General features: G+C 73.4%; 19 protein-coding genes and 1 riboswitch. Of the genes, 11 read left to right on the forward strand and 8 right to left on the reverse strand.

Going from position 1 to position 20,486, the window contains the following annotated elements:
* Positions 1-123: 123 nt before the first annotated feature.
* Genes ACZ4TV_RS26040 through ACZ4TV_RS26050 form a run of 3 tightly spaced genes read left to right on the forward strand, consistent with a single transcriptional unit; the run spans position 124 to position 4,915 of the window.
* A complete protein-coding gene (locus ACZ4TV_RS26040; protein ID WP_468137307.1) occupies positions 124-1,134 on the forward strand; it encodes an AAA family ATPase in 1,011 nt (336 codons plus the stop codon).
* Positions 1,134-2,501 (forward strand): DUF58 domain-containing protein, encoded by a 1,368-nt coding sequence (locus tag ACZ4TV_RS26045; RefSeq protein WP_468137308.1) that lies wholly within the window; start codon positions 1,134-1,136, stop codon positions 2,499-2,501. The genes ACZ4TV_RS26040 and ACZ4TV_RS26045 overlap by 1 nt, the downstream gene beginning before the upstream one ends.
* Positions 2,498-4,915, forward strand: coding sequence for a transglutaminase TgpA family protein (locus ACZ4TV_RS26050; protein WP_468137310.1), 2,418 nt, complete (start codon positions 2,498-2,500; stop codon positions 4,913-4,915). The genes ACZ4TV_RS26045 and ACZ4TV_RS26050 overlap by 4 nt, the downstream gene beginning before the upstream one ends.
* 495 nt (positions 4,916-5,410) lie before the next feature.
* On the opposite strand, the gene ACZ4TV_RS26055 is transcribed toward ACZ4TV_RS26050, so the two are convergent.
* The 3 genes from ACZ4TV_RS26055 to ACZ4TV_RS26065 are packed head-to-tail and all read right to left on the reverse strand — an operon-like array spanning position 5,411 to position 8,992.
* Entirely contained in the window at positions 5,411-6,037 is a 627-nt protein-coding gene (locus ACZ4TV_RS26055; RefSeq protein WP_468137311.1) for a TetR/AcrR family transcriptional regulator, read from the reverse strand.
* Between the two features lie 29 nt (positions 6,038-6,066).
* Complete coding sequence (locus ACZ4TV_RS26060) at positions 6,067-8,160, reverse strand: YhgE/Pip family protein (protein WP_468137313.1); 2,094 nt, start codon at positions 8,158-8,160, stop codon at positions 6,067-6,069.
* The gene (locus ACZ4TV_RS26065) at positions 8,132-8,992 is read right to left on the reverse strand and encodes an ATP-binding cassette domain-containing protein (protein WP_468137314.1); all 861 of its coding nucleotides are present in this window, start codon (positions 8,990-8,992) and stop codon (positions 8,132-8,134) included. The genes ACZ4TV_RS26060 and ACZ4TV_RS26065 overlap by 29 nt, the downstream gene beginning before the upstream one ends.
* A gap of 171 nt (positions 8,993-9,163) precedes the next feature.
* On the opposite strand from ACZ4TV_RS26065, the gene ACZ4TV_RS26070 reads away from it, so the two are divergent.
* The 5 genes from ACZ4TV_RS26070 to ACZ4TV_RS26090 all read left to right on the forward strand — a co-directional run bounded on the left by ACZ4TV_RS26070 (position 9,164) and on the right by ACZ4TV_RS26090 (position 13,390).
* Positions 9,164-9,658: an SAV_6107 family HEPN domain-containing protein gene (locus ACZ4TV_RS26070; RefSeq protein WP_468137315.1), complete on the forward strand. Its 495-nt coding sequence runs from the start codon at positions 9,164-9,166 to the stop codon at positions 9,656-9,658.
* A 73-nt stretch (positions 9,659-9,731) separates the two neighbouring features.
* Positions 9,732-10,490 (forward strand): class I SAM-dependent methyltransferase, encoded by a 759-nt coding sequence (locus ACZ4TV_RS26075; RefSeq protein WP_468137317.1) that lies wholly within the window; start codon positions 9,732-9,734, stop codon positions 10,488-10,490.
* Positions 10,491-10,804: 314 nt separating this feature from the next.
* Positions 10,805-11,203, forward strand: coding sequence for a DUF3040 domain-containing protein (locus ACZ4TV_RS26080; RefSeq protein ID WP_468137318.1), 399 nt, complete (start codon positions 10,805-10,807; stop codon positions 11,201-11,203).
* Positions 11,204-11,307: 104 nt separating this feature from the next.
* On the forward strand, positions 11,308-11,934 hold the full coding sequence (locus tag ACZ4TV_RS26085) for a DUF4126 domain-containing protein (RefSeq protein WP_468137319.1): 627 nt from the start codon (positions 11,308-11,310) through the stop codon (positions 11,932-11,934).
* A gap of 37 nt (positions 11,935-11,971) precedes the next feature.
* Positions 11,972-13,390 carry a phytoene desaturase family protein gene (locus tag ACZ4TV_RS26090; protein WP_468137321.1) on the forward strand — a complete coding sequence of 473 codons (1,419 nt, stop codon included), beginning with the start codon at positions 11,972-11,974 and terminating at the stop codon, positions 13,388-13,390.
* Between the two features lie 51 nt (positions 13,391-13,441).
* Here the strand turns inward: ACZ4TV_RS26090 and ACZ4TV_RS26095 are convergent, their stop codons facing one another.
* From ACZ4TV_RS26095 to ACZ4TV_RS26115, 5 genes are all read right to left on the reverse strand, one after another.
* Entirely contained in the window at positions 13,442-14,314 is an 873-nt protein-coding gene (locus ACZ4TV_RS26095) for a hypothetical protein (RefSeq protein ID WP_468137322.1), read from the reverse strand.
* Between the two features lie 50 nt (positions 14,315-14,364).
* Positions 14,365-15,279 carry a methylenetetrahydrofolate reductase [NAD(P)H] gene (gene metF, locus ACZ4TV_RS26100; protein WP_468137324.1) on the reverse strand — a complete coding sequence of 305 codons (915 nt, stop codon included), beginning with the start codon at positions 15,277-15,279 and terminating at the stop codon, positions 14,365-14,367.
* A 141-nt stretch (positions 15,280-15,420) separates the two neighbouring features.
* On the reverse strand, positions 15,421-16,056 hold the full coding sequence (gene thiE, locus ACZ4TV_RS26105; protein ID WP_468137325.1) for a thiamine phosphate synthase: 636 nt from the start codon (positions 16,054-16,056) through the stop codon (positions 15,421-15,423).
* A gap of 73 nt (positions 16,057-16,129) precedes the next feature.
* On the reverse strand, positions 16,130-16,495 hold the full coding sequence (locus ACZ4TV_RS26110) for an Rv2175c family DNA-binding protein (protein WP_468137327.1): 366 nt from the start codon (positions 16,493-16,495) through the stop codon (positions 16,130-16,132).
* 255 nt (positions 16,496-16,750) lie between these two features.
* A complete protein-coding gene (locus tag ACZ4TV_RS26115) occupies positions 16,751-17,971 on the reverse strand; it encodes an NAD(P)/FAD-dependent oxidoreductase (RefSeq protein WP_468137329.1) in 1,221 nt (406 codons plus the stop codon).
* An 81-nt stretch (positions 17,972-18,052) separates the two neighbouring features.
* Positions 18,053-18,164, forward strand: a riboswitch (TPP riboswitch).
* Between ACZ4TV_RS26115 and thiO the strand changes: the two genes are divergently transcribed.
* The 3 genes from thiO to ACZ4TV_RS26130 all read left to right on the forward strand — a co-directional run bounded on the left by thiO (position 18,162) and on the right by ACZ4TV_RS26130 (position 20,364).
* A complete protein-coding gene (gene thiO, locus ACZ4TV_RS26120) occupies positions 18,162-19,367 on the forward strand; it encodes a glycine oxidase ThiO (RefSeq protein ID WP_468137331.1) in 1,206 nt (401 codons plus the stop codon). Its footprint overlaps the riboswitch before it by 3 nt.
* A complete protein-coding gene (gene thiS / locus ACZ4TV_RS26125; protein ID WP_468137332.1) occupies positions 19,364-19,564 on the forward strand; it encodes a sulfur carrier protein ThiS in 201 nt (66 codons plus the stop codon). Before thiO ends, thiS begins: the two co-directional genes overlap by 4 nt.
* Positions 19,565-19,569: 5 nt before the next feature.
* Positions 19,570-20,364, forward strand: a complete 795-nt coding sequence (locus ACZ4TV_RS26130; protein WP_468137333.1) for a thiazole synthase — start codon at positions 19,570-19,572, stop codon at positions 20,362-20,364.
* The last annotated feature ends 122 nt before the right edge of the window (positions 20,365-20,486 follow it).

Here is a 20,486-nt window from a genome sequence, read left to right on the forward strand (position 1 = left end):
CGTGACGCCGTCAAGAATGCGGGGTGGCACCACCCGGGATCCCCCGGAACCGGTGTCGGTGTTGAGGGGTGGGCCGGTCATGCGCCAAGGCGTCGGCCCTGGGAATGGGCCGAGGAGAACCAGGTGACGACGTATGACGACCGAGCGAGCCTCGCGGATCTGACCAGCACGGCGGAGCGGGTGCGCCAGTCGGTCGAGAGCGTGATCGAGGGCAAGCCCGAGGTCGTACGCCTCGCGCTGACCGTGCTGCTCGCCGAGGGGCACCTGCTGATCGAGGACGTGCCCGGCGTCGGCAAGACGATGCTCGCCAAGACGCTCGCCAAGTCCATCGACTGCTCGGTGCAGCGCATCCAGTTCACGCCCGACCTGCTGCCCTCCGACATCACCGGTGTCAGCATCTACGACCAGCAGCGCCGCGAGTTCGAGTTCAAGCCGGGCGCGATCTTCGCTCAGATCGTCATCGGCGACGAGATCAACCGCGCCTCGCCGAAGACCCAGTCCGCGCTGCTGGAGTCGATGGAGGAGCGCCAGGTCACCATCGACGGCACGACGTACGCGCTGCCGAGCCCCTTCATGGTCGTCGCCACCCAGAACCCGGTGGAGATGGAGGGCACGTACCCGCTGCCCGAGGCCCAGCGCGACCGCTTCATGGCCCGCGTCTCCGTCGGCTACCCCGGCCCCGAGGCCGAACTCCAGATGCTCGACGTGCACGGCGGGCTCTCCCCGCTCGACGACCTGACGGCCGTCGCGCACGCCCACGAGATCATCAAGCTCATCGAGGCGGTCCGCGAGGTGTACGTGGCCGAGCCCGTCCGGCGCTACGTCGTCGACCTGGTCTCCGCCACCCGCAGCCACCCCGACCTGCGGCTCGGCGCCTCGCCCCGGGCCACCCTGCACCTGCTGCGCGCCGTGAAGGCCTCCGCCGCGCTCGCCGGCCGGGACTACGTCCTGCCCGACGACGTCCAGGCGCTGGCCGGCCCGGTCCTCTCGCACCGGCTGCTGCCCACGGCGCAGGCGCAGCTGAACCGGCGCACCGCCGAGCAGGTCATCGGCGACATCCTGCAGCGCACCCCGGTCCCGGCCGCGCACGCCCGCGGCGAGATGCCGCCCGGCGCGGGCATCCGGGGCTTCTGATGAGCGCCGGTGCCCCGCGCGGCGCCGGCGGCCCGGGGGACGGCGGCGGACTGCGCGCGTCGCTGTCCGGGCTGACGACCCGCGGCCGCTCGTTCCTGGCCGCGGGGATCGCCGCCGCCACGTGTGCGTACGTCCTGGGCCAGGGCGAACTGCTGCGGGTCGGTCTGCTGCTCGCGCTCCTGCCGCTGATCTGCGTCTACGCCCTGCACCGCACCCGCTACCGGGTCTCCGGCAGCCGCCGGCTGAGCCCGGGACGGGTGCCGGCGGGCACCGAGGCCCGGGTACGGCTGCGCATGGACAACGTCTCCCGGCTGCCCACCGGCCTGCTGATGCTCCAGGACCGGGTGCCCTACGTACTGGGCCCGCGCCCGCGCTTCGTCCTGGACCGGGTCGAGCCCGGCGGACGCCGCGAGGTGTCCTACCGGGTCCGCTCCGACCTGCGCGGCCGCTACCCGCTGGGCCCGCTCGAGCTGCGGCTGACCGACCCCTTCGGGCTGGTCGAGCTGACCCGTTCCTTCAGCACCTACGACACGCTCACCGTCATCCCGCGCACCGAGCCCCTGCCACCGGTCCGCCTGGCCGGCGAGTCCAACGGCTACGGCGACGGCAGCCGCCGCTCGCTGGCCCTGGCCGGTGACGACGACGTGATCCCGCGCGGCTACCGGCGCGGCGACGACCTGCGCCGGGTGCACTGGCGCTCCACCGCCCGCTACGGCGAGCTGATGGTCCGCCGCGAGGAGCAGCCGCAGCGCAGCAGGGCCACCGTCCTGCTGGACACCCGGCGCCTGGCCTTCACCGGCGCGGGCCCCGACTCCGCCTTCGAGTGGGCCGTCTCGGCGGCCGCGTCGAGCCTGGTGCACGTCCTGGAGCAGGGCTTCTCGGTGCGGCTGCTCACCGACACCGGGGACTCGGTGGGCGGCGAGGGCGGCGGCTTCTCGGCCGGCGGGCAGGAGTCCGCGGAGGCCGCCGGACTGATGATGGACACCCTCGCGGTGGTCGGGCACTCCGACGGCGCCGGGCTCTCGCGGGCCTACGACGCGGTGCGCGCCGGCGGCGGCTTCGGCGGAGCCGGCGGCGACGGGCTCCTCATCGCCTTCTTCGGCGACCTGGACGACGTACAGACCGAACTGGCGGCCAAGATGCGCCAGCGCGCCTCGGGTGCGGTGGCCTTCGTACTGGATTGCGCGGCGTGGGGCGGGCAGCCCGCGCCGGGCCACGCCGTGCCCCCGCTGGAGGAGCGGCTGCACCGGCTGCGCGACGCGGGCTGGACGGCGCTGGCCGCCCCGCCCGGGGTGGCCTTCGGCGAGCTGTGGCGAAAGGCCGGGACCGCTCGCCTCGGTACGGGAACTTCCGGAGGTCGGGCATGAGCGGGCGGGCGAAACTGACGCTGTTCGCGGCACTGGCGACGCTGCTCACCTCGTGGTCCCTGAGCCCGCTGGTCGAGTCGCAGGCCTGGCTGCTCCACGGGGCGCTGCTGCTGGCCGTGCAGAGCGCGGTGGGGGCCGGGGCCCGGCGGGTGCCGGTGGCGGGGCCGCTGACCGTGGCCGCGCAGCTGCTGGTGTCCCTGCTGCTGCTCGCGTTCCTCTTCGCCGGCAAGGGCGAGTCGACCGGGGACGGGCCGCTGGCGTACCTGGTGACGGATTTCGGCGCGCTGTTCGCGCAGGGCGTGCGGGACGTGGGCGAGTACGCGATCCCCGCCCCGCTGACGGACGGCATCCGGCTGCTGCTGGTGTCCGGGGTGCTGCTGATCGGGCTGCTGGTGGAGACGCTGGCGGTGACCCTGCGCACGGCCGCCGCGGCGGGGCTGCCGCTGCTCGCGCTCTACTCGGTGGCCGCGGGCCTGTCGGGCGGCGGGGAGGCCTCCTGGTTCTCCTTCCTGATCGCGGGCTTCGGGTACCTGATGATGCTGTTGGCCGAGGGCCGGGACCGCCTCGCCCAGTGGGGCCGGGTCTTCGGCGCGGCCCCGCGCGGCCGGGGCGCGGCCGACTCCGGCCTCGCCGCCGGTTCGGGCGGTCAGGCGATGGCCCCCGTGCGGTTCGGGCGGCGGATCGGCGCGGTGGCCCTGGGCCTGGCGCTGGCGGTGCCGGCGGCGCTGCCGTCGCTCGGCGGCGGGCTGCTGGGCGGCGCACAGGACGGCGGCGAGAGCGGCAGCGGAACGGGCGGGACGATCTCCGCGGTCAACCCGCTGGTCTCCCTCCAGAGCAACCTGAACACGCAGGACAACCGGGTGGTGCTCAAGTACCGGACGGACAGCCCGCAGCAGAACGAGCAGTACCTGCGAATCCTGGCACTGGACGAGTTCAACGGCGTCAAGTGGGAGGCCTCCGGGCGCTCCCTGACCGATGTGCCGAAGGAGCTTCCGATTCCGCCCGGGCTGGGCGGCCAGGTCCGCATCCCCTCGACGGAGGTGCGCACGAGCATCTCGGCGGCGGACACCTACACCCAGCGCTACCTCCCCATGCCGTATCCGGCGACGTCGGTGGAGATCGGCGGGAAATGGCGGTTCGAGCCTGCCGGCCGGACCCTGGTCGGGGACCAGCTGGGCCGGGACAAGTTCCAGAACGTCCAGGGCGCGCAGTACACGGTGCGCAGTCTCCTCCTGAAGCCGACGGCGCAGCAGCTGCAGAAGGCCCCGGCGCCGGATCCGGCGATCCGCGCCGAGTACACGAGGGTGCCGGACAATCTGCCGCCGGTGGTCGCCGAGACGGCCCGGCAGGTGACGCAGGGGTCGAAGGACGACTACACGCGCGCGGTGAAGCTGCAGGACTACTTCGCCGTGAACGGTGGATTCCGCTACAACACGAGGACGGCCTCGGGTACGGGTCCGCAGGCGGTCGCCCGGTTCCTCGCCGACAAGGAGGGCTTCTGCATCCACTTCGCGTTCTCGATGGCGGCGATGTCCCGCTCGCTGGGCATCCCGGCGCGGGTCGCCGTGGGCTTCACGCCGGGTGAGAAGCAGTCGGACGGCAGCGTGAACGTGTCGATGCGGGACGCGCACGCCTGGCCGGAGCTGTACTTCGAGGGCGTGGGCTGGACGCGGTTCGAGCCGACGCCCCGGTCCGGTATCAACGTGCCGGACTACTCCCGGGCGCAGGCCCCGGTGGCCCAGCCGTCCGCGCCGGCGCCGCTGCCCTCGCAGGGCGCGGCGCAGCCGTCGGCGGCGCCGTCGGCGACCCCCGCGTGCCCGCCGGCGCTGAAGAAGCTCGGCGAGTGCGGGGCGGCCGCGACCGCGCAGGGCTCGACCCATGACGACGGGCCGTCGGCGACGGCGATCCTCGGCTGGGCGGCGGTCGTGCTGGCGGTGCTCGGTCTGCCGCTGCTCCCGCTGCTGTGGCGGGGCCGGCTGCGGGCCCGCCGCCTGGGGACCGGGGAGGTCCTGACGGCCTGGCGGGAGCTGGGCGACGCGGCCTGGGACGTGGGCGTGGTCCCGGACGAGGCGCTGTCCCCGCGCCGGGCGGCGAGCCGGGTCGTGGACCTGGGCCGCCTGGACCCGGAGGCCGCGGCCGCCGTGCACCGGGTCGCGGGTGCGGTGGAACGGGCCCTGTACGCGCCCCCGGGCGCGGAGGTCTCGTACGCGGGGCTGGCGGACGACGTACTGCTGGCCCGCGCGGGCCTGCTGGCCGGCGTGGCCCGGCTGCCACGGCTGCGCGCCCTGCTCCTCCCCCGCTCGGCGGCCCGCCTCGCCTGGGCGACCTCGACCCGCGCGTCCGCCCTGTCCACGACACTGTCGACCCGCCTGACAGCGCTCCGCCTCCGCTTGCCACTACGGAACCGCGGCTGAGCCGCACTTCCCGGGCAAATTCAGCCTCGCCGGCGTTTGAGGCGCGGGGTCGGGGGCGGAGCCCCGATCTTTCAGCCCCGCCGGGCAAATCCAGCCTCGCCGGCGTTTGAGGCGCGGGGTCTGGGGCGGAGCCCCAGGAGCGGCGGCGCGCGGCGGCAGCAGCCAACCCGCACACCCAGCGGACGCGAAAACGGCGAGGCTCGATCCCCCCGAGCCCCGCCGCGTTCGCGTACCACGTCACCGGTCGGTCCCCCGTTCCCCCCTCCCGGCCACGGAAGGAGGTACCCAATCCGCTCCGCAGCCCCGTGTCGGCGGTGCGGACCGGGTCTCCCGTCCGTTGCTCCCAGTCTGGCGTCCGCGCAGGTGGGAGCCCATCCGCGCACGTACTCATTTCCGCGCCTAGGTACGGATACTCAGCCGCCGCGGCATGCCCCACCAGTTGTACGGGCTACGGCGCCGGCGCGGCACCGCCGACTGGGGGGTGGTCGGCTCGGCTCAGCGGTTACCGCTGACCCGGCCCCGCAGCAGCAGCGACAGCGCCGAGTGCACGTCGTCGAGGGACCGCTCGCTCTGGAAGGACTGCCAGTCCAGCGCGGCGACCAGCACCATCCCGACGAGCGCGGCCGCCGTGAGCGGCACGTCGATCTCCGCGCTCAGCTCACCCCGCTCGACGCCCTCCCGCAGCACCTTCTCCACGACGGCCACCGCCTCCTGCCGGACCACCATCAGCGTGGACTGCCAGGTGCGGTTGGTCCGCCACAACTCGGCGACGTAGAGCTGGGTGAAGGCCGGGTACCGGTCGATGAAGACGAGCCCGGCGCGGATCATCGCGTCGAGGGCCTCGACGCGGCTGCCGCCGCGCGCCTCCGTCTCCTCCGCGGCCGTCCGCAGCGATGCCGTCAGCAGCCCGACGCCGTGCCGCAGCAGCTCCTCGAAGAGGTCGTTCTTGCTCGCGAAGTTGTAGTAGACGGTGCCCTTCGCGACGCCCGCCCGCTCGGCGATCTCGTCGACCGTGGTCGCGGAGAAGCCCTGCTCCGCGATGAGGGTCACGGCCGCTTCGTAGAGCTTCTGGCGGGTCGCCTGGCGTCGGGCGCCGCCGGTACCGGTGCTGCTGCGTTCCATGGCGCTGATTCTCACAGGTCAACCGCTCTCTACAGGCTCAGTTCCGGGTGCAGCCGGTCCATGGTCCACACCTGCTTGCCGCGGGCGGCGAGGGCGGTGAGGGCGAGGGCGCCCACGGTGAAGGCCGTCAGGACCGCGCAGCCCTGCCAGACGGGGGCGAGGTCCCCGCCGGTGATCAGGCGCCGCAGGCTCTCGACGACGTACGACATGGGCAGGTACGGGTGGATCGCGTTGAAGAAGCCGGGACTGGTCTGGACGGGGTAGGTACCGCCCGCCGAGGTCAGCTGGAGCATCAGGACGGCGAGGACCAGGATCCGCCCGGCGGCGCCGAACTTGGCGTTGAGCCACTGGACGATCGCCGCGAAGCAGCCGGTGACCAGCATCAGGAAGGCGATCGTGAGGGCCGGGTGGGCCATCTCCAGGCCGAGGCCCGGGGCCCAGTGGAGCACGGCCATGAGCAGGCCGACCTGCGCGGCGCCGATCCCCACCACGGGCAGCCAGCCCGCGAGGGCGATCCGCCAGGGCGAGGCACCGGCGGACAGGGCCCGCTTGTTCATCGGGGCGATCAGCATGTACGCGACCATGGCGCCCACCCAGAGGGAGAGCGGGATGAAGTAGGGGGCGAAGCCGGTGCCGTAGTTGGGCGCCTTGTGCAGGGACTGGTTGGCGAGCTGGATCGGGTCGGCCATGACCTGCGTGCGGGTGTCGCGCTGCTGCTGGTCGTAGTCGGGGATCTTGCCGGCGCCCTCGTGCAGGCCGCCGGCGAGCTCGCCGGTGCCGTCGACGAGCTTGTACATGCCCCCGTCGAGGCTGTGGGCGCCGTCACCGAGCTTGCCGACACCGTCGTTGATGGCGCCGGAGCCGGTGGTGGCGGAGCCGAGGCCGGTGTGCAGCTGGGCCATGCCGGTGGCGACCTTGTGGGCGCCGGTGTTGAGGGCGTTGACCTTGGCGACGGCCGCGTCGAGGTCGGCTGCGAGGTGGGGGGCCTTGTCGACGAGCTCGCGGGCCTTCTTCTCCAGGTCGGTCAGCTGGGTGCGGAGCTTGGCGACGTCGCCGTTCGCGTTCTTGACCAGCGCGCTGACGTCCCCGGTGAGTTCGGCTGCCTCGGCGGCGTCGTCCTTGACCTTCTTCAGGTCGGGGCAGGAGGCGAGGTGCGGTTCGAGGCCCGGGGTGACGCAGTGCCTGGTGTAGTACGCGTCCGCGCCGGTGGAGGCCTTCTTGGCGGCGGAGGCGGCGGCCGGGGCCTTCTCGGCGAAGGTGGCGAGGTGGTTGTTGACCACCTTCGCGCTGTCGGCGACCAACTCGGCGGTGTCCGCCAGGTTCTTGGGGTCCTTGACGAAGGGGCGGGCCTTGTCGGCGGCCCCGTTGACCTTGTCGGCGAGGGACTGGGTGCCGTCCGCGACGTCCTTCGAGCCGGTTTCCAGCTTGGCCGCGGCCGAGTTGAGCTTCTTCAGACCGCTGTTGAGCTCGCCGGTCTTCTCCTCGGCCGTGTCGAGGCCGTCGGCGAGCTCCTTCGCGCCCTCCTTGGCCTTGCCGGCCCCGTCCTTGAGCTTGTCCGCGCCGTCGGCGGCCTCGGCGGTCTTGTCGTGCAGGTCGGAGAAGTTGACGAAGATCTTGTCGAGGAAGCCGCGGGAGGCGTTGGTGGACGCCGCGGAGCGGACCTCGGCGAAGACGGTGCGCGAGATCGAGCCGACGATGTAGTTGTTGGCGTCGTTGGTGCGGACCTGCAGGGCCCCGGTGGTGGGGTCCTCGCCGGAGCTGGAGGCGATCTTCGCGCTGAAGTCGGCGGGCATGGTCAGGGTCAGGTAGTACGTCCCGTTCTCCAGCCCCTTCGCCGCCTCCTTGGCGCCGACCTCGTGCCACTCGAAGGTCTTGCTGTCGCGGAGCTTCTTGGAGATCTCACCGCCCGCGTCCAGGTGCTTGCCGTCGACGGTCGTCCCCCGGTCGGCGTTGACGAGGGCGACGGGCACCTTGTCGAGGCGGCTGTACGGGTCCCAGAAGGACCAGAGGTACAGGGCTCCGTAGAGCAGCGGCAGCAGGAGCAGCGCGACGAGAGCGGCCCGGGGCAGCTTCCCCCGCCCGAACCGCTTCAGCTCAAGCGCGGCCAGCTTCGGCGAGCGCATCGTCCGCCCCCTTCGTGTCGTCGTTCTCGGTGTCGGTGTCGGTGTCGGTGTCGTTCTCGGTGTCCTCGCCGGCGTGGGCGTCGGCGTCCGCCTCGGCCGGCGGCGCGGCGGCGGGCGCGTCCGGTCCGTCCGGCTCCTTCGGGCAGGTCCGCAGGACCACCGCGTCGGCGGGCGCCTCGCTGCACACCGCGAGGACGGTGGTCCCGCGGGCGGCGACCGAGCGGAGCAGGGCCCAGGCCTCGGTGCGTTCGGTGTCCGAGAGCTTGAGGTCGAGGTCGTCGAGGGCCAGCAGCCGCGGCGAGCCCAGCAGGGCGATGGCGACGGACAGCCGTACGGCCTCCAGGCGTTCCAGGTCCCGTACGGAGGTGCGCGCACCCTTCGGCAGGGTGTCGAGGTCCAGGCCGGCGGCGTCCAGGGCGGCGTCGATCCGGGCCGTGGCGCGGGCGCGGCGCTCGGCCCGGGGCCGCAGCAGGGCGCGGACCGGGGCGTCGTAGCGGCGCTGGAGCAGGGCGCCCTCGCGCAGCTGTTCGGCGACGGTGAGGGCCTGGTCGAGCTCGTTGACCCCGCCGACCGGGCCGAGGGCGGCGATCCGGCGGACCGCGGCCATCTTCTTCGGCAGCCGGTGGCGGCCGATCTCGGCGTGGCCCTCGGTGGGCTTCATCCGCCCGGTGAGGGCGAGGAGCAGACAGGTGCGGCCGCTGCCGGAAGGGCCTTCGACCGCGATGAGCGAGCCGGGCGCCGCGTCGATGCCGACGCCCCGGAAGGCCCAGCCGCGCGGCCCCTTGAGTCCGAAGTCCTCGGCTTTGACGGCCGCGCCGTGCGGGCTGTCCACGCCGTCCCCCTTCTTTTGAACTGACCGGTCAGTTCAAAAACTAGCATCCTCGGACGCATCCGGTGCGCAGAAGGGGGCAGTTGCCCGTCTGATGACCCCAAAACAGCAGGTCAGACGGATTGTCAGTGGGTCCCCTCACGATGGAGGCAACGCATCGACAGGAGGTTCGTCATGGCCACACCGTCCCCGTCCCCTGTCCACCCCGTCCTGCGGAAGTCGGCGGCTCCTCCAGCCGCGCTCGACCTGCTCGACAAGGCCCGCAGCGGCCTGGCCGAGGCCGCCCGGCTGACCCGCCCCAACGAGCGGTACGCCACCGCCCACCTCGCCGCGCTGCGCACCGCCGCGGCCGTGCTCGCCGCGCGCGGGCGGCCCGAACCGCTGAGCCCGCGGCGGCGGCCCCGGATCCGCAGCGCCTGGGAGCTGCTGCCGGAGCTGGCGCCGGAGCTGACCGAGTGGAGCGCGCTCTTCGCCTCCGGCGCCGCCCGCCGGGCCCGGGCCGAGGCGGGGATAGCGGGCGCGGCGAGCGGCCGGGACGCGGACGATCTGGTGCGCGCCGCCTCGATGTTCCTGCGCCTGGTGGAGCGGATGCTCGCCGTACGGACGCCGCCGCCCACCCTGCCGCAGGCCTTGCCGCAGCCGCGCCCGGAGCGTCCGGACGCGGGATGAGCTACCCGGCCGCGGAAGGCAATAGGGTGGGGGACGGACCGCTCACCCTTACCGCGCCGAGGAGCCATCAGCCGTGTCGGACACTTCCCGCCCCCGTGCCTCCCTTCGCACCGCCGTGGTGTGGGAGGTCCTCAAGGAGGCGCTCGACCGCCGGGTGAAGGCGACCGGGCGGGACGTGCTGGACGTGCTCGACACCGGCGGCGGCACCGGCAAGTTCGCCGTGCCCGTGGCCCGCCTGGGCCACCGGGTCACCGTGGTCGACCCCAGCCCGAACGCGCTGTTCGGGCTCGAGCGCCGGGTGGCCGAGGCAGGCGTGGCCGACCTGGTCCGCGGCGTCCAGGGCGATGCCCAGGGACTGCTGGACGTCGTCGAGCGGGACGCGTACGACGTGGTGCTCTGCCACGGCGTGCTGGAGTACGTGGACGACCCGGCCGAGGGCGTGGCCAACGCGGTGGCGGCCCTGCGCCCCGGCGGCACGCTCAGCCTGCTGGCCGCCGGCCTCGGCGGGGCCGTGCTCGCCCGCGCGCTGGCCGGGCACTTCACGGAGGCCCGTACCGCCCTCACCGACCCGGCCGGCCGCTGGGGATCCGGTGACCCGGTACCGCGCCGCTTCACCGCCGAACAGCTCTCCGAGCTCGTCGGCGGGTCCGGCCTGGCGGTCGGCGCGGTGCACGGCGTACGGATCTTCGCCGACCTCGTTCCGGGGGTCCTGGTGGACACCGAGCCGGGCGCGGTGGAGGCGCTGCTGCGTCTGGAGGAGGCCGCCGCGGAGCTGCCCGCCTTCCACGCGGTCGCGACGCAACTGCACGTGCTGGGCGAGAAGCAGGCCTGAACTGCGATCTTCCGCGCATGGAGTCGGCCACACCCCCTCCGATCCGGCCGGTGGCCCCGTATGATCGGGGGCAGTGACCGGCATGGTGGACGGGCCATTGGGGAATAAGCGCCTCAGTGACCGCTCCCGCGGCGGTACGGTTTTCGCGCAGTGGTTTTACTGTCTGTGTTTTTTCTGGACCGACCGTGTCTTTTGGGGCTGTGTCCTTTGGAAACATGGCGTAGAGGGCGGGTATCACGGGGGCGATTCCCCGCCTATCCTGAAGGGGACCCCTGGTCGCTACCCCCCGCGACCGACGGATGAGGAGGACTCCCGTGCCGCTCTCGGAGCACGAGCAGCGAATGCTCGAGCAGATGGAGCGAGCGCTGTACGCCGAAGATCCCAAGTTCGCGACAGCGCTTGAGGGAAGCGGACTGCGTACGTACACCCGGCGACGGGTCTACCAGGCAGTCGCTGGCATTGTGGTGGGTATCGCGCTCCTCATGACCGGTGTGATCATTCCGAACGTGCTCTGGATCAGCGTGGTGGGCTTCCTCGTCATGCTGGGCTGTACGGTCCTGGTGGTCACCGGTTGGCGCAAGGCACCCAAGCCTGGCGAGCAGCCCGTCTCCGGAAGTACAGGCGGTTCGACCCGCGGCCACAACCGGCAGCGTCGGTCGATGATGACCCGCATCGAGGAACGGTGGCAGCGCCGCCGTGACGAGGGGCAGTAGCCCCGGGACAACGTGAGTGAGGGGATGGCCGCCGCCAGGCGGGCGTCCCCTCACTGTTCTGCTTTCTGCCCACCGGATCACCAGTTCTACGGCATGATGATCCAGTGAGTGTGCTCCCCCTGGTCTTCACCAGCGGCTGGGCCAGTGGGATCAACGCGTACGCCGTGGTCCTCCTGCTCGGCATCTTCGGCCGTACCGGCCTGACCGACGAGGTCCCCGCCTCGCTGCAACGCACGGACGTGCTGATCGTCGCGGCGGTGCTGTTCCTCTGCGAGGCGGTCGCCGACAAGGTCCCGTACATGGACTCCATATGGGACACCGTCCACACGGTGGTCCGCCCGGTGTCCGGCGCAGTGATCGGCGCGCTGCTGGCCGGCCAGAGCGGTTCGCTCTCCGACATCACCGCCGGTGCGGTCGGCGGTTCCACGGCGCTGGTCAGCCATTTCGTCAAGGCCGGCACCCGGATGGCGATCAACACCTCGCCCGAGCCGTTCAGCAACGTGGCCATGAGCATCGCCGAGGACCTCGGCGTGGCCGGCCTCATCACCTTCGCGATATTCAACCCCGAGGCCGCCGCCGTCATCGCGGCCGTCCTGCTGGCCGCCGGACTGGCCGTACTGATCTTCCTCTGGTCCCGGATCCGGCGCTTCCTGCGCCGCCGCGCGCAGCGCCGCGAGGAGAAGCGGCTGGCCGCCGACGCCCGTGAGGCCACCGGGGCCCCACCCCGCTGAAGACGGGGCCCCCACGGGGGTCGATAGGCTCGGCCGCATGGCACGAATTGCGGTGATCGGCGCCGGCATGGGCGCGATGGCGACGGCGGCCCGGCTGGCCGTGGCAGGGCACCAGGTGACGGTGTACGAGCGCGGGACGACCTACGGCGGAGCCGTCGGGCGCTACGAGCGCGAGGGCTTCGCCTTCGACACCGGGCCCGGGCTGCTGCACCTGCCCGCCGTCTACCGCGACCTGTTCGTCAAGACCGGCAAGCGGTCGCTGGAGGACTGCGTCGACATGGTCCAGGTGGACCCCGCCGTCCGGCACGTCCTTCCCCACCACGGCATCGACGTCACGCTCCCGGGCGCCTCGCGCGGCGGTGTCGCCGCCGCCCTCGACGCCTCCTTCGGCCAGGGCGCGGGCGAGCGCTGGAACGCCGTGCTGGGCCGCGCCCGGGACGCCTGGGACGCCACCCGACGCCCGCTTCTGGAGGAGCCCCTGCGGGACGGCGCCCGCCGGTCGCTGGGCACCGACCCGTATCCGGCCCTGCGCCGCAGCGGTCTGCTGCGCCGCCGGACACCGACCCTCGCCGAGGTCGCGGACCGGGAGCTGGGCGGCGCTCTCGCGGAGCTGCTGACCGGTCTGGTGCGCACCTACGGGATCGACCCCGCCACCGCGCCCGCCTCGGCGGCCGTGCTCCCGTACATGGAGCAGACCTTCGGCAGCTGGTACGTGCGCGGCGGGATGCGGGCCCTGGCCACCGCCGTGTACGAGCGCTGCCTGGAGCGGAAGGTCGTCTTCGCCTTCGGGGCGGAGGTGCGGGAGGTCCTGGTCCGCGGCGGCCGGGCGGCCGGGCTGCTGCTGGCCGACGGCAGTGAAGTGGCCGCCGACTCCGTCGTCTGCGGGATCGACCCCCGGCAGCTGCCGGCCGGTTCGCTGCCGTGGCCGCCGGACGCGGTCCCGGCCCGCGGCGAGGGCGTACCCGGCCGGATCACTCTCCTGCTCGCGCTGCGCGGCGCCCGCCCCGGCACGGCCGCCCACCGCACCCTCGTCCACGCCCCGGGAGCGCAGGTCACCGTCATGCGCCCGGACGACCCCGCCACCCGGCCCGACGACGGCCACGAGGCGGTCACGGTGAGCGCCGTGCACGGGCCGGGGACCTCGGAGCCCGCCGAGCTGCTGAACCTCGCGGAGAAGGCCGTACAGGGGTTGCGGGAGAGGCTGTTGTGGCACGAGGTGCGCACGCCGGCCGATGTCGAGGCGGCGACCGGCGCCGTGGGCGGCGCGGTGCCCCCGCCCGCCCTCGCCGGGGCCGGGGGCCGGCTGCTCCACCCGGCCAACACCACGGCCGTGCCGGGGCTGTACCTGGCGGGCGGCTGGGCGCATCCCGGCGGCGGGCTGGCGCACGCCGGGATGACCGGGGCCCTGGTGGCCGGGCTGATCGTGGAGGGCGCGCGGTTCCGCGGCTCGCAGTGAACCGGCCCGTACCCGGGCCCGGCCGGGACTCCGGCCCCGACCCCGGCCTCCTCAGTAGCGGTACTGCTCGTACTCGCCCTGCTGGGGGTACGGGTACTGCTGCTGCGGCGGCTGCGCCTGCTCCTCCACCGGGTAGGGCCGGCCGTACTCGTCGGTGGACCGCTGCTGCGGGACCCAGACCCCGCCCGGCGGGGTGTCCATGGAGTACTGCTGCTGCCCGTAGTCGGCGTACGGGGTGTAGTCGTACGGCTGTTGCGGGGCGACGGCGCCACCGGTGCCGATGTACGGGTCCGAGTAGGCGGCGTAGACCTGCTGCTGCTCGCCCGTGGGATAGCCGCCGGAGTAGTCGTAGCCGCCCGAGCCGCCCTGGTTCTGCGGGTCGTAGTACGCGGCGTACTGGTGGGCGTCCTGCTCGGCCGTCGTGAACGGCGAGGCGAAGCCCGCCGTCTGGCCCGCGTCGGGGGCCGGCGCGAAGCTCTGTATCCCGTAGGACCCGGTCTCCTCGGGCACCGGCTGCGGGCTGTAGACCTCCTCGGCCGCGGCCCGGAACTCCCTCTCGTCCGCGGCCCCGTCCACGGCCTCGTACTCGAGGTCGGTGACCCGGAGCGCCGGCGCCGCGGCCGCCGCGCTCCCGGACCGGCGCCGTCTGGACTGCCGTACGGGCTCCCCGCCGCGGCGCAGCGCCCAGCCGGCGACGAAGCCCTTGCGGAAGGAGAGCGTGACCAGGGTCTGTCCCACGGCGAAGGCCGCCGCGCCGGCGCCGATGACCGGCACCGAGGGCAGCACCACCCCGGCGACCACGCCGGCGAAGCCGGCGAAGGCGAGCAGGCGCCAGCGGAGCCGGGCCTTGTACTGCATCAGGACCTCGGCAAGCAGCCACAGCGCGACGAAACCGAACGCGATGTAGAGGACCGTCATTCCCATGCATGGCCCCTCTCGGTACGGCCGCCGGCGCGGGAACGGGGGACGGCCGCTCAGGCCCGCTGGTGCAGGCCCAGGTTCTCGTAGATTTCGAGAGTCGCCGTGGAATTGTTCAGCGTGATGAAGTGCAGCCCCGGGACATCCTCGGACAGCAGCCGCGCGCAGAACTCCGTGGCGAACTCGATGCCAATGGAGCGTACAGCGGCCGGGTCGTCCTTGACCGCGAGCATGCGTTCTTTCACTTTCGCGGGGAAGACCGCGTTGCTGAGCTGGGGCAGCCGATCGAGCTGCTTGATCCCCACAACAGGCATGACTTCGGGGATGATCGGGGTCTCGCAGCCGGCCTTCTCGACGCTGTCGCGCAGCCGGAGATAATTCTCCGGATCGAAGAACATCTGGGTGATCGCGTAGTCCGCGCCGGCGCGGCACTTGTCCACGAAGTGCCGGATGTCCGTGTCCCAGTCATTCGAACGCGGGTGCATCTCGGGGAAGGCCGCGACGCCCACGCAGAAGTCGCCGGACTCCTTCACCAGGCGGACCAGGTCGGCGGCGTAGTGCACGCCCTCGGGGTGCGCGACCCATTCGCCCATCGGGTCGCCCGGCGGGTCGCCGCGCACGACGAGCATGTTCCGGATCCCGGCGTCGGCGAACTGCCCGATGACATTGCGCAGCTCAGCGACCGAATGGTCCACGGCGGTGAGGTGCGCGACGGGGGTCAGGGTGGTGTCCGCGGCGATCTGCTGGGTGGCCTTGACGGTGCCGCCGCGGGTGGAGCCGCCGGCTCCGTAGGTCACGGAAACGAAGCTGGGCGATACCGCCTCGACCCGGCGCAGGGCGTTCCAGAGGTTGCGTTCGCCCTTCTCCGTCTTCGGGGCCCAGAACTCGAACGAGTACGAGCGCCCGGACACGAGGAGGTCGCGGACCGTGTGCGCACGATCCGACCAGGTGGAAGCGGTACCAGAGGCCATGGGGGCAGGTTAGACGCGGCCCGGCGGACACCGAAGCCGTGTCCGCCTTTTGGACACCTTTTTGGACACTTGGGCGTCCGGCGCTGGCCAAGCCGATCTGAATCCGCTAGGGCGCGCTACGGCTGTCCGGGCGGACAGGACTCAGCCGAGCCGGGCCCGGACGCGCTTGGCGAGCTCCGCGGCGGCCGCACCGGGGTCGGTGGCCTCGGTGAGGGCGCGGACGACCACGACGCGGGTCGCGCCGGCGTCCAGCACTTCGTCCAGGTTCGTGCTGTCGATGCCGCCGATGGCGAACCAGGGGCGGTCCTGCTCCAGGGAGGCCGCGTACCGGACCAGGTCCAGGCCGGGGGCGTGGCGGCCGGGCTTGGTGGGGGTGGGCCAGCAGGGGCCGGTGCAGAAGTAGTCCACGCCGGCTTCGGCGACGGCCGCGTCGACCTCTTCCTCGGCGTGGCAGGACCGGCCGATCAGCACCTGCTCGCCGAGGATGGCGCGGGCCGCGGGGACGGGGATGTCGCCCTGGCCGAGGTGCAGGACGTCGGAGCCGATGGCGTGGGCGACGTCGGCGCGGTCGTTCACCGCGAGGAGCTTGCCGTGGCGCCGGGCGGCCTCGGCGAAGACCTGGAGGTGTTCGAGCTCCTCCCCCGCCTCCATGCCCTTGTCGCGGAGCTGGACGATGTCCACGCCTCCGGCCAGGACGGCGTCGAGGAATTCGGGGAGGTCACCCTGCCGCTTGCGGGCGTCCGTGCACAGGTAGAGCCGGGCGTCGGACAGCTGCATGGGTGTACCCCCCTGGTGGAGGCGGTGTACGGGCAGGGGCCCGTACACCGCGGTGGAGCGAATGCGGATCAGGTCAGAGGGCGAGCGCCTGCGCGCGGCGCTTCACCTCCGTGCCGCGATTCTCGCTCAGCGCCTGCACGGGGGTGCCGGGCAGGGTCGGATCCTCGGTGAAGAGCCACTCCAGGATCTCCTCCTCGGTGAAACGGTCGTCGCGCAGCACGGTCAGCAGGCCGACCAGGCCCTTGACGACCTTGTCGCCGTCGATGAAGGGGGCGGGCACCTGCAGGGCACGGTTCTCGCCGCGGCGCACGGCGATCAGCTGCCCTTCCTTGACCATCTGGCGGACCCGGGTCACCTCGACGTTGAGCATCTCCGCGATGTCGGGGAGGTACAGCCACGAGGGGACAAGGGCATCGATCTTTGCGTCAATCTCGGTCACGGGTACAAGCCTGCCATCTCGGACTGCCCGCCGGTACCGGAGCGACCCGTCCGGGTCGGAGCCCCGCACTTTCAGCCCCGCCGGGCACATCCAGCCCCGCCGGGCACATCCAGCCCCGCCGGCGTTTGAGGCGCGGGGTCCGGGGCGGAGCCCCGTTCTTTTCAGCCCCGCCGGCGTTTGAGGCGCGGGGTCCGGGGCGGAGCCCCGTTCTTTTCAGCCCCGCCGGCGTTTGAGGCGCGGAGCCCCGGTCGCCCGTCAGGCCGAGGCCGACTTCAGCGGGGTCCCCGGGTCACCGACCTTGGCGGGGTCGAGGGGCACACCGGCCTCGATCAGCCGGCGCCCCTGCGCCAGGTCCCGCGGCCGTCCCACCGCCAGGACCGCGACCAGGGCGCCCTCCCGCAGCCAGCACACCGACCAGGCCGGCTCGGCCGGGTCACCGCGCCAGAGCAGGGTGTCGGCCACCCCGTGGTGCCCGGCGTACTGCACGAAGCGCCCGAACTGCTCCGACCAGAAGTACGGCACCGGGTCGTAGACCTGGGCGGGCCCCCCGGCCAGGATGTTCGCCGCGACCGTCCTCGGCCCCTGGAGCGCGTTGTCCCAGTGGTGCACGAGCAGCCGCGTCCCGTACCGCGCGGACGGGAAGGAGGCGCAGTCGCCGACCGCGTACACCCCGGGCACCGAGGTCCGCAGGTGGGCGTCCGCGGTGATCGAACCGTCGGGCCCCCGTTCCACCCCGCTCCCGGCCAGCCATCCGGTGGCCGGACGCGCGCCGATGCCCACCACGACCGCGCCGGCGGGCAGGGCGCGCCCGTCGGCGAGCAGGACCCTCCCCTCCTCGATGCCGGTGACCTTCGCGCCGGTGATCAGCTCGGCGCCGGCCTCCGCGTACCAGCGCGCCATCGGCGCGGCGACCTCGGCGGGCAGTGCCCCCGCCAGCACCCGGTCCGCCGCCTCGACCACGGTCACCGCGCAGCCCGCCTCCCGGGCCGCGGTGGCGAACTCGGCGCCGATCCAGCCCGCCCCGACGACCACGGTCCGGGAGGCCGTCGCCAGGACCGGCCGCAGTCGGGCCGCGTCGTCCAGGGTGCGCAGCAGGTGGACGCCCGGGACGCCCTCGGTCCCGGGCAGGGTCAGCGGCTGCGCGCCGGTCGCCAGCACGAGGACCTCGTACGGGACCGGTCCCGCCTCGGTGTCCAGCTCGCGGTCGGCGGCCCGCAGCCCGGTGACCTCCGTCCCGAGCCTGAGCTCGATGCCGAGCCCTTCGAAGTCCACGTCGAAGGCGGAGTCCTCGGCCTTGCCGAGCAGCACCGCCTTGGACAGCGGGGGTCGGTCGTAGGGCTGGTGCGGTTCGGCTCCCAGCAGGGTCACGGGGCCCGTGAAGCCCTGCTCGCGCAGGGCGACCGCGGTCTGCACGCCGGCCATTCCGGCGCCGGCGATCACGACGCCGCGCTGATTCTTTTCCGTCTGCTCGCTCACGTCGCCAGCCTAATCATCTGACGCTCCGTCAGGAACAGGTGCCGCCTTACCCGCCGTTCGCGGCCGGGTTAGTCTGGCCACCGTACCTATCGCGGGAGTCCGGCGCACCGGGCTGAGAGGGAGGCTGGCCGGCCTCCGACCGTACGAACCTGATCCGGGTCATGCCGGCGAAGGGAGGGGCTGGACGCCCATGCACTCATCTCGAAAAGGATCCGGCAAAAGATCCGACAGGGGAACCGACAGGGGAACCGACGCCCTCGTCATCGGGGGCGGGATCATCGGTCTGGTCACCGCCTGGCGGGCCGCGGCGCGCGGGCTGCGCACCGTACTCGCCGACCCGGCGCCCGGCGGCGGCGCCGCCCAGGTCGCGGCCGGCATGCTCGCCCCCGTCACCGAACTGCACTACGGCGAGGAAGCCCTGCTGGCCCTGGGTCTCGCCTCCGCCGCCCGCTATCCGCAGTTCGCCGCCGAGCTCGCCGACGCGAGCGGCGGCATGGACATCGGCTACCGCGCCTGCGGCACCCTCGCCGTCGCCCTCGACTCCGACGACCGCCTCCACCTGCGCGAGCTGCACGCCCTGCAGCGCCGCTGCGGCCTGGAGTCCGAGTGGCTCACCGGACGCGAGTGCCGCCGCCTGGAGCCGATGCTGGCCCCGGGCGTACGCGGCGGCCTGCGCGTGGACGGGGACCACCAGGTCGACCCGCGCCGGCTCGCGGCCGCCCTGCTGGCCGCCTGCGAGCGGGCCGGCGTGATCATCTACCGGTCGGGCGCGGAGCGGCTGCTCACCACCGCCGACCGGGCGACGGGCGCCCTGCTCGACGACGGTACGGAGCTGCGCGCCGGCCAGGTGGTCCTCGCGGCGGGCTCGCTCAGCGGCCGGCTGGCGGGCGTACCACCGGAGGTGATGCCTCCCGTACGGCCGGTGAAGGGCCAGGTGCTGCGCCTCGCGGTGCCCGCCGCCTACGCGCCGTTCCTGTCGCGGACCGTACGGGCGGTCGTGCGCGGCAGCCACGTCTACCTGGTGCCGCGCGAGAACGGCGAGCTCGTCGTCGGCGCCACCAGCGAGGAACTCGGCTGGGACACCACGGTCACCGCGGGCGGGGTCTACGAACTCCTGCGCGACGCCCATGAGCTCGTGCCCGGCATCACCGAACTCCCGCTCACCGAGACCCGCGCGGGGCTGCGTCCCGGTTCGCCCGACAACGCCCCGCTGCTCGGCCCGACCGACCTGCCGGGCCTGCACCTGGCCACCGGGCACTACCGCAACGGGGTGCTGCTGACCCCGGTCACCGGCGATGTCCTGGCCGAGCTGCTGGCCACCGGCCAACTGCCGGAGGTTGCCCGCCCCTTCACCCCCCGCCGGTTCTCCGCCGCACGTCAGGAGTCGTACGCATGACCATCTCCGTCAACGGCGAGCCGCGCGAGGTCGCGGCCGGCACCACGCTCGACACGGTCGTCGCCACCCTGACCGCGGCCCCCTCCGGCGTCGCCGCCGCGCTCAACGAGACCGTGGTCCCGCGCGGGCAGTGGCCGGCCACGCCGGTGGGCGAGGGCGACCGGGTGGAAATCCTCACCGCGGTGCAGGGGGGCTGAGCGGCATGGCGGACGACGTCTTCACCCTGGGCGACCGGACCTTCTCCTCCCGCCTGATCATGGGCACGGGCGGGGCCCCGAGCCTGGACGTCCTGGAACGCGCCCTGGTCGCGTCCGGCACCGAGCTCACGACGGTCGCGATGCGGCGGCTGGACCCCACGGTCCAGGGCTCCGTGCTGTCGGTGCTGTCGAAGCTGGACATCTCGGTCCTCCCCAACACCGCGGGCTGCTTCACGGCGGGCGAGGCCGTACTCACGGCCCGGCTGGCCCGGGAGGCGCTGGGCACGGACTGGATCAAGCTGGAGGTGGTCGCGGACGAGCGGACCCTCCTGCCCGACGGGGTCGAGCTGCTGGACGCCGCCGAGATCCTGGTGGACGAGGGCTTCACGGTCCTCCCGTACACGAACGACGATCCGGTGCTGGCGCGGAAGCTGGAGGACGTGGGGTGCGCGGCGATCATGCCGCTCGGCTCCCCCATCGGGTCCGGGATGGGAATCCGCAACCCGCACAACTTCGAGCTGATCACGGAACGGGCCGGGGTCCCGGTGATCCTGGACGCGGGGGCCGGCACGGCGTCGGACGCCGCGCTGGCCATGGAGCTGGGGTGCGCGGCCGTGATGCTGGCGTCCGCGGTGACCCGGGCGCAGGAGCCGGTGCTGATGGCCGCCGCCATGCGCGACGCCGTCTCGGCGGGCCGCCTGGCCTTCCGCGCGGGCCGCATCCCGCAACGCCGCTTCGCCGAAGCCTCCTCTCCTGCGCAGGGCCGCGCCACCCTGGACCCGGAACGCCCGGCGTTCTGAGCGGCGGGGGGCGGTACGGGGTCCCGCGCGTGCGGGACTTTTACCCCCTCGACCCCCCGCTCCTGGCCGGTGGTTGCCCACCCGCCCCCTCGGGGGCGGGGTGGGGCGGGCCCGTCCCGCGG

The organism is Streptomyces sp. NPDC028910, assembly GCF_055564955.1.